The organism is Streptomyces sp. SID14436, from assembly GCF_010548465.1.
In the GTDB taxonomy this organism is placed as follows: domain Bacteria; phylum Actinomycetota; class Actinomycetes; order Streptomycetales; family Streptomycetaceae; genus Streptomyces.
In genome coordinates this window covers 1-8,015 of sequence record NZ_JAAGMD010000270.1, presented here as the reverse complement: position 1 = coordinate 8,015, position 8,015 = coordinate 1, and the positions used below count along the sequence as shown (strand labels likewise).

General features: G+C 75.6%; 6 protein-coding genes and 3 pseudogenes. 4 read left to right on the top strand and 5 right to left on the bottom strand.

Annotation, left to right across the window (positions count from 1 at the left end; translation table 11 throughout):
- From G3I53_RS10100 to G3I53_RS10085, 4 genes and pseudogenes are all read right to left on the bottom strand, one after another.
- Window positions 1-1,026 (bottom strand): annotated as a pseudogene (locus G3I53_RS10100) (hypothetical protein); the annotation flags it as partial.
- A 41-nt stretch (window positions 1,027-1,067) separates the two neighbouring features.
- A complete protein-coding gene (locus G3I53_RS10095; RefSeq protein ID WP_164333254.1) occupies window positions 1,068-1,949 on the bottom strand; it encodes a hypothetical protein in 882 nt (293 codons plus the stop codon).
- Between the two features lie 166 nt (window positions 1,950-2,115).
- Window positions 2,116-3,642 carry a hypothetical protein gene (locus tag G3I53_RS10090; RefSeq protein WP_164338883.1) on the bottom strand — a complete coding sequence of 509 codons (1,527 nt, stop codon included), beginning with the start codon at window positions 3,640-3,642 and terminating at the stop codon, window positions 2,116-2,118.
- A gap of 228 nt (window positions 3,643-3,870) precedes the next feature.
- Window positions 3,871-4,581, bottom strand: coding sequence for a GntR family transcriptional regulator (locus G3I53_RS10085; protein ID WP_164338884.1), 711 nt, complete (start codon window positions 4,579-4,581; stop codon window positions 3,871-3,873).
- A 349-nt stretch (window positions 4,582-4,930) separates the two neighbouring features.
- Between G3I53_RS10085 and G3I53_RS10080 the strand changes: the two are divergent.
- The 4 genes and pseudogenes from G3I53_RS10080 to G3I53_RS10065 form a co-directional block, all read left to right on the top strand.
- Window positions 4,931-5,137: pseudogene (locus G3I53_RS10080) on the top strand (DUF1445 domain-containing protein); the annotation flags it as partial.
- A gap of 47 nt (window positions 5,138-5,184) precedes the next feature.
- Entirely contained in the window at window positions 5,185-5,943 is a 759-nt protein-coding gene (locus G3I53_RS10075; protein WP_164338885.1) for a 5-oxoprolinase subunit PxpA, read from the top strand.
- The gene (pxpB, locus tag G3I53_RS10070; protein WP_164438239.1) at window positions 5,940-6,611 is read left to right on the top strand and encodes a 5-oxoprolinase subunit PxpB; all 672 of its coding nucleotides are present in this window, start codon (window positions 5,940-5,942) and stop codon (window positions 6,609-6,611) included. The genes G3I53_RS10075 and pxpB overlap by 4 nt, the downstream gene beginning before the upstream one ends.
- Window positions 6,608-7,477 (top strand): biotin-dependent carboxyltransferase family protein, encoded by an 870-nt coding sequence (locus G3I53_RS10065; RefSeq protein WP_164438238.1) that lies wholly within the window; start codon window positions 6,608-6,610, stop codon window positions 7,475-7,477. The genes pxpB and G3I53_RS10065 overlap by 4 nt, the downstream gene beginning before the upstream one ends.
- Window positions 7,478-7,541: 64 nt before the next feature.
- Here the strand turns inward: G3I53_RS10065 and G3I53_RS10060 are convergent.
- Window positions 7,542-8,015, bottom strand: a pseudogene (locus G3I53_RS10060) (HEAT repeat domain-containing protein); the annotation flags it as partial.

Sequence of the window (8,015 nt, the reverse complement as noted above, 5' to 3'; positions counted from 1 at the left end):
GGCGGCCCGGACGCGTTCCCGGGCGCCGCGGGCGGACAGCCGGCGGGCCAGGGTGCGGGTGCGGCGCTCGGCGGCGGTGTGGATCTCGCGGGCCCGGGCGCGGGCGTCGGCGGCCTCCACGATCCGGCCGAGCAGGTCGACGGACCCGGCGGTGAAGTCCCGTTCGGCGATGAGTTCGGCGCGGCGGCCCAGCTTGTTGCCGAACCCGCTGACGAGGTCGGCGAGTCCGTCGGTGTCGCGGGTGTCGGTGACGGCGCGCAGCAGCAGGTCGGTGAAGTCGGAGTCCTTCTTGACCGCGAAGAGGCCGGCGGCTTCGCCCTCGTCGGCGTTCATCTCCCGCTGGTAGCGGAAGAGTTCGGGGTCGAGGCCGAGGTCGCCGAGGTGCTCGGTCCAGCGTTCGTGGATCTCCTCCCAGTGCACCTCCAGGTGCGGGTAGGTCTTGCCGGCCTCGGTGAGGGCGTCCCGGAAGCCCTTCATGGTGCGGCGCCGGCCGCGGGCGCCCGACTGGCCTTCGACGGGCGGCCGGACGGCGGTGGACTCGGCGACGGGGAGGTTGTCGAGGCTCAGTCCCGGTCCGGGCCGGAAGGAGTACCAGGCTTCGGCGAACTTGCGCGGGTCGTTGGAGACCTGGCGGCCGCGCCACTCGCTGACCTTGCCGACGACGACGCACTCGCCGGTCTGGACGTGCTGCCATTCCAGGGCCACGTGGCCGCAGTCGTCGGCGAGCAGGAACTTGCGCAGCACGCCGGAGCTGGCGCCGCCGAGGGTGTTGCGGTGACCGGGCAGCATCACCGAGAAGATCAGCTTGAGCAGGACGGACTTGCCGCCGCCGTTCTCCAGGAAGAGCACCCCGGCGGGGGCGGGGCGGCGCGGCGGGCCGACGGGCTCCTCCTCGAAGAACTCCGCCTGCGTGGGCGCGGGGTCGGGCACGGTCCCGCCCACGCCGCGCAGGTCGAGCACGGTGTCGGCGTAGCGTGCGCCGGCCGGTCCGATGGAGTAGAGGCGGACCCGGGACAGCTCGTACATGGCGGACTCTCGTGAGGCTTCGTGGGGGGCGGGCGGGGCGGTCAGGCGGAGTGGAAGGGAAGGCCGGCGTCGGCGACGAGGTCCAGGGCGTCCCCGTCCTCGGGGGGCAGCAGGGTCGGGGTGCCGTCGGTGACGGGGACGACGCCCAGGTCGAGCAGTTCGGCCAGGGCGGCGCTGCCGGCCATGTCGCGCACCTGGAGCTGGTAGCGGGCCGTGGTGCGGTAGGTGCCGCCGCCGTCGTCGCCGGTGCGCTGCAGGAAGCCGGAGTCGGTGAGGAACGTGACGGCCTTGGCGACGATGCCGGTGGTGGAGCCGGACAGCCGGCGGGCGTCCTTGGTCGCGCCGGTCGCGGTGCGGCGGGCCCACACCCGCCAGGCGGCCTCCAGTCCGGGCGCGTCGCTCACCGGGTCGGTGATCTCGCCCTGTTCAGCGGCCCGTTCCTCCAGCCGGTGGCAGGCCTGGCGTACGAAGGCGTCCACGCCGTTGACCGTGACACGGCCGATGTAGCCGTCGTCGGCGAGGTCCTCGGGGCGGGGGAAGGCCAGGGCCGCGACGGCGAGGTGGGCGAGTCCGTGCAGGAAGCGGTCGCCGCCGTCGGCGGAGGTGCGGCGCGCGTAGTCGCCCATGCGGACGGCGAACACGGAGTCCTCGGCCGCGGTCACGGCCATGCCCGCGCGGGGGGACACCTCCAGCACCACCAGTCCGAGGCCGGTGGCGACGGCGTCGGCGAGCCGCGCGAACGGCGGGTCCTCGCGGTAACGGCGCAGCAGGTCCGCGTACTCCTGGTCGCGGGCGGGCTGCAGTTTGGGCTGGAGGCCGAAGGCGACGAGCCGGGCCGCGTCGGCGGCGTCGGCGGGCGTGACGGCATGGCCGGCCGCTGTCGCACCTGCCTCGGCCTCGCTCCACTCGGCATGCTCGGTCACGGTCGGCGCTCCTTGCTTCGGACGGTGGGGACGACGGGGTGGGCGGTGGGGACGTCGGGGTGAGGGCGGCGGACGACGGGGCGGACGGCACCGGCGCGGCCGGGGGAACCGACGGCGGCGCCCCCGGCCGGCGCGGGCCGGGAACGGATGGGCACCGGGCGGCGTCTCATGCGGCCTCCGTCCGGTCCGCCGCCATGCCCGCCGCGTCGAGCAGTGCCGTGCCGACGATGAGGTCGGCGCCGCCGAACTCCGGGTCGTCGAGTTCGGTGCCGTCGTCGACGGCGAACAGCAGGGTCCGCTCGCCCTGGCGGTAGGCGGTGCCCACCGGCGGGCTGGCGGCATGGACCGCCAGCAGGGCCACCAGGTAGGGCAGTTCGGGGTCTTGGCGGCGGGCCTCGGCGAGCAGGCCGGACAGTCTGCGGGGCGCGTCGGCGGGCAGGTCCAGCAGTTCGGTCGCGGCGGCCAGCTGCTCCTCGCTGAAGCGGCTGTCGTCGGGGGTGGCGATCAGGTCCGGTTCGGGCATCTCGGCGCCGAGGTGCTCCCGCTCGACGGGGGGTGTCAGCAGGATGTCGACGAGGTCGACGAGGCGGACCGACACGGGGGTGCGCAGTCCGGTGCCGTGGGTGAAGAAGGCGTCGGTGACCCGCACCGCCCGCTCCACGGGCATCGGGAGCAGCGGGGACAGCAAGTGGCCGTACAGGTCGGTGCCCGAGGTGGCGGTGGGCGTGGCGAAGGCCTGCCGGTCCTGCTCGGCGCGGAACAGGGGCCCGGCCTCCAGCAGCCGGGACTGCAGCTGCGTGTGACGCCGGATGCAGTCCTTGACGATGTCGACGAGTTCGGCGGCGCGCCGCTTGTGCTCGGGGTCCTCGGACTCGTCGCGGGCCTTGCGGATGTTGGTGAGGATGGCGTTCTCGTGGCGGTACCGGTCGGCGACGTGGTCCAGTGCCTCGGCGATCATGTCGGGCACGGTGCTGAGCCAGTCGACCGCCCGGACGTTGCGCCGGGTGGCGTCCAGGGCGCGGCGGAGGGTCTCGCTGTACTGCACGGTCCGGTAGCGGGCCTGCTCGGCGGCGAGCTGGGCGTCGGCCAGCCTGCCCCGGCTGATCAGCACCTCCAGCTTGACCTCGGCGGCGATCTGCGCGCTGGTGACATCGGTGTCGAGGGCGCCCACGAGGACGTTGACGGCCTCGTCGGTGGTCCGCAGGTAGACGGTGCCGCCCGGGCCGGGGATCTCCTCGATCAGCTTGAAGTCGTAGTCGCGGCGGACGTACGTGCCGTCGGCCCCGAACACGCCGTACACCGCGCGGAAGCCGCGGTCGACGCTGCCGACGTTGATCAGGTTCTCCAGGACCCAGCAGGCCACCCGTTCGTGCTCGGCGGCGGAACGGCGCGGAGCCTGGGCGGCGATGCGCGGGATCAGCCGGGCCACTATCTGGTCGTGGTCGGCGCCCGTGTCGAAGTCCATGTTCAGGGTGACCAGATCGATGGCGGCGAGGGCGATCTCGGCCATGCCGTACACCGAGTACTCGCCCGCCAGATTGGCCTTGCGGGCGTCGAGATCGTGCAGCGGGGCGGTGCACGCGAGCGCGCGCAGCCGCCGCGCCAGACCCTCGTCGGCGGCCGGACCCGGCGCGGGTCGCGGCCCCGCGCTGAGCTGGGGCGGAACGCTGTCCGTCGATGCAGGCGAAGTCACGGTGCACAGACTAGGTCCTCGGTCTGACAAGGACCCAAACGAGGCAGATGCGCCCCGGCGTCACGGTTGTCGCACGGAGCACGGGCACGGAGCCCGGAGCCCGGAGCCCGGCACACCGCGCCACGGCGCCCCGTCACTCGACCCACGGCGCTCGCCACCCGGGCCCGGCGGGTGGCCGGCGGGTGGCCGGCGGGTGGCGCGGAGACCGCCGCCAGAGTCGCCGTCCGCTCAGTCCGTACCGCCGCCGCCGTCGCCCCCGACGCGGCGCCGGTACACCTCCACCACCCGTTCCAGCGAGTCGTCGAGGTACCCGGCGAGCAGTTCTTCGGCGTGCCGCAGGTCCCCGGACCGCAGGGCCTCGAGGAGGGCGACATTTCGTGCGATGTACGGTTCGTGCAGCCGCCGCGGTTCGTCCACCACGTGGAAGGCGAGGCGGAGTTCGGCGAAGACGCTGCGCATCAGTTCGTCGGTGCGCTCGCTGCCGGCGAGGGCCACCAGTTCGCTGTGGAAGTGGATATTGGCCGTACCCACCCCTTTCCAGTCACCTTCGCGGGCCGCCCGGCGTCCCTCCTCCACCGCCGCGTCGAGCGCGTCGAGCCGGTGGGGCGGGGCGTCGAGCCCGCGGACCACGGCGCACTCGACGAGCCGGCGGGTGCGGTAGATGTCCTCCACGTCCTCGACCGCCAGCACCCGCACGAACACGCCCCGGTTCAACTCGTGGACGAGCAGCCTCTCGTGGGTGAGCAGCCGGAACGCCTCGCGGAGCGTGTTGCGGGAGACGCCGAGCGCGCCGCCGATGCCGTCCTCCGACAGCCGTGTCCCGGGCGGGAAGTAGCCGTCGGCGATCCGGCTCCTGAGGATGGCCGACACCCGCTCGGCGGTGCTGGTCCGGCCCAGCAGGGCGCGGTCGCCGGCCAGTCCGCTCAACTGCTCTGCCATGCCCGGAATTCAACCGCATGCCGGAGGCCGGGACAACAAGGGTATTGAAGGATCGTTCAACGATCCTCTACGTTGCTCCGCACGGCGTCTCCCCCACGCCCGCGCCGGCACCTTCCGAGCGACCCGCTCGTCGCCCGCTGATCACCCGCTCAGCACCACCGTCCGCATCCCCCCTCACTCCCGTCCGCGAGGCCCGCCCATGAGCACACCCCCTCCCCCACGCACCCTGACCGACAAGCACCGGCCCGCCCCGGCCGAACGCGCCGAGGACGACGGGCCGTTCGGCTGGCTGCGGGCCCTCGGTCCGCGCGGTCGGCGCGCCTTCGGCGGCGCGTTCGGCGGCTACGCCCCCGCGGCCCTGGGCATCGACGACCTGGCCCGGCCCGACTTCGGCGAGGCGGTGGACGCCGAGCCCGACGACATCCCGGTGTTCCGGGCCTGCGGGGTGACCCCGCAGGCCGCGGTGACGGCCTCGCGTCCGCCGTTCGCCATCACCCACGCACCGGGCCGCACGTTCCTCACCGACGCCCGCGACGACCGGTACCGGGTGCTCTGACGCGGCCGCCCGCGCCGCGTCCCACCGGAAGGAGACACGAGAGTCCCATGATCCCGATCGACCTGAACGCCGACCTCGGCGAAGGCTTCGGCCGCTGGCGGCTCACCGACGACGAGCAGCTGCTGTCGGTCGTCACCAGTGCCAATGTGGCCTGCGGCTTCCACGCCGGGGACCCCGTCACCATGCGCCGGGTGTGCGACCTGGCGGCCGCGCGCGGGGTGCGGATCGGCGCGCAGGTCGCCTACCGCGACCTGGCCGGGTTCGGGCGGCGCGCGATGGACGTGCCGCCCGCCGAACTCGCGGCCGAGGTCGCCTACCAGATCGGCGCGCTCGAGGTGTTCGCCCGCGCGGCGGGCTCGCGGGTGTCCTACGTCAAACCGCACGGCGCCCTCTACAACCGGGTCGTGCACGACCAGGAGCAGGCGGAGGCGGTCGTCGACGGGGTCCTGCTGGCGGACCCCGCGCTGCCGGTGCTCGGCCTGCCAGGCTCCCGGCTGCTGGAGGTGGCCGCGAAGGCGGGCCTGCCGGCGGTCACGGAGGCGTTCGCCGACCGCGCGTACACCGACGAGGGCACCCTGGTGCCGCGCCACGTGCCCGGTGCCGTGGTGGCCGATCCGTCGGCGGTGGCGGCCCGCTCGGTGGACCTGGCCCGCTCGGGGCGGGTCGAGGCGCTGTCCGGGCGGCCGATCGAGGTGCGGGCGCGGTCTCTGTGCCTGCACGGCGACACGGACGGCGCGGTGGCCCTGGCCCGGCTGGTGCGGGGCCGGCTGGAGGCGGCGGGGCTGCGGCTGGAGGCGTTCGCATGAGGGTGCTGCCCGTCGGCACGGACGCCCTGCTGGTCGAGGTCTCCTCCGGTGACCAGGCGCAGGCGCTGCACGCGGAGCTGCTGCGCCGCCGGAAGGCGGGCTCCCTGCGGGTGCGCGACATCGTGCCGGCGGCCCGCACGGTGCTGCTGGACGGCCTGGCCGACCCGGCCGGGCTGGCCGCGGACCTGGCCGCGACCCGGCTCCCGCCGGCGGCTCCCGCCCCGCCGCGCACGGTCGAGGTCCCGGTGCGCTACGACGGCCCCGACCTCGCGGAGGTCGCCGCGCACTGGGGGGTGTCCGTGCCGGAGGTGGCCCGGATCCACGCGCGCGCCGAGTTCCGGGTGGCCTTCTGCGGTTTCGCCCCCGGCTTCGGCTACCTGACGGGGCTGCCGGGCCGCTACGACACCCCGCGCCGGGCGACACCGCGCACGGCGGTCCCGGCGGGTTCGGTCGCGCTGGCCGGGCCCTACACGGGGGTGTACCCGAGGACGTCGCCGGGCGGCTGGCAGCTGATCGGTACGACGGACGTGGTGCTGTGGGATCCCGCGCGGGAGCCCGCGGCGCTGCTCGTGCCGGGCACCCGGGTGCGTTTCGTGCCGGCCGACGGCCCGGAGCCGGAGATTCCGGCGGCGGGGGCGGGCACCGCGAGCGCGGTGGGGGCGGCATGACGGACCGTGCGCTGGCAGTGGTGCGGGCCGGGGCGCTGACCACGGTGCAGGATCAGGGCCGCGCGGGCCATGCCCACCTCGGGGTGCCGCGTTCCGGGGCCCTGGACGGGCCCGCGGCGGCGCTCGTCAACCGGCTGGTCGGCAATGCGCCGGACGCGGCCGTCCTGGAGACGACCGTCGACGGCTGCGCGCTGCGCCCCCGTTCGGCGGTGACGGTCGCGGTGGCCGGGGCGCCGTGCGCGGTCACCGTGGACGGCCGTCCGGCCGCCTGGGGCGCGCCGGTCCGGGTGCGGGCCGGGGAGGTACTGGAGGCCGGCCGCGCGTGCTGCGGTGTCCGCGCCTATGTGGGCGTCTCCGGCGGGATCGCCGTGGATCCGGTGCTCGGCAGCCGCTCGACGGACCTGCTGTCGGGACTGGGCCCGGCGCCCCTGACGGACGGCGCCGTGCTGCCGCTGGGCGCCCCGGCGGCGCCTCCCGCGCGGGTGGACGTCGCCCCCGTGCCCGCTCCCCCGCTGGAACTGGTGCTGCGGGTGACGCCGGGCCCCCGGGACGACTGGTTCACCCCGTTGGCGGTACGCACCTTCACGTCCCGGACGTATCGCGTCTCCCCGGCGAGCAACCGGATCGGGCTGCGCACGACCGGGCCGGCGCTGGAGCGGGCCCGGCGGGAGGAGCTGCCGAGCGAGGGGATGGTGCTGGGCGCGGTGCAGGTGCCGCCGGACGGGACACCGGTGGTGTTCCTGGCCGACCATCCGACGACCGGGGGCTACCCGGTGATCGCGGTGGTCCACCCGGACGACCTCCCGGCGGCGGCCCAGGCGCCGCCGGGCACGCCCGTCCGCTTCGTCGCCGTACGCCGCCGCTGACGCGGTCCCTCCGTACCGCATCCCCTCCGTACTCCCGGCGGGCGGTACGGAGGGGCGCGGCGTCTCACACGGCGGGCTCCTCGGGGCCGATGCGGCTGCGGACCGCGGTCTGCACCTCGGCCTCCTCGGCCGGGTCGGCGGCGAGGCGGCGCAGGCGTTCGACGACGCGGGAGTCGCCGGTGCCGGCGTGCCGGGCGGCGATCTCGCGGGTGGACTCCTCGCAGTCCCAGAGGCACTCGACGGCGAGTCCGGCGGCGAAGGAGGGGTCGGTCGCGGCCAGGGCCCGGGCGGTCCGGCCGCGCAGGTGGGACGAGGCCGTCTCGCGGTAGACGTGGCGCAGGACGGGGGCGGCACAGGTGATGCCGAGGCGTCCGGCGCCGTCGACGAGGGTCCACAGGGTGGTCGCGTCGGGGCCCTCGCCGCGTACCGCCTCGCGGAGGGCGGCCAGGACCGGCTCGCGGTCCTGGACACCGCCGCGGCAGGCGAGGACGCGTCCGGCGGCGGCGCCCAGCGCGTCGGGACGGCCGGCCCAGCGGCG

What these genes read in the sequence shown, in the direction of transcription:
- G3I53_RS10075 (WP_164338885.1), top strand. Translation starts at nt 5,185, where the DNA reads ATGATCCCGATCGACCTGAACGCCGACCTCGGCGAAGGCTTCGGCCGC.
- pxpB (WP_164438239.1), top strand. Translation starts at nt 5,940, where the DNA reads ATGAGGGTGCTGCCCGTCGGCACGGACGCCCTGCTGGTCGAGGTCTCC.
- G3I53_RS10065 (WP_164438238.1), top strand. Translation starts at nt 6,608, where the DNA reads ATGACGGACCGTGCGCTGGCAGTGGTGCGGGCCGGGGCGCTGACCACG.
- G3I53_RS10085 (WP_164338884.1), bottom strand. Translation starts at nt 4,581, where the DNA reads ATGGCAGAGCAGTTGAGCGGACTGGCCGGCGACCGCGCCCTGCTGGGC.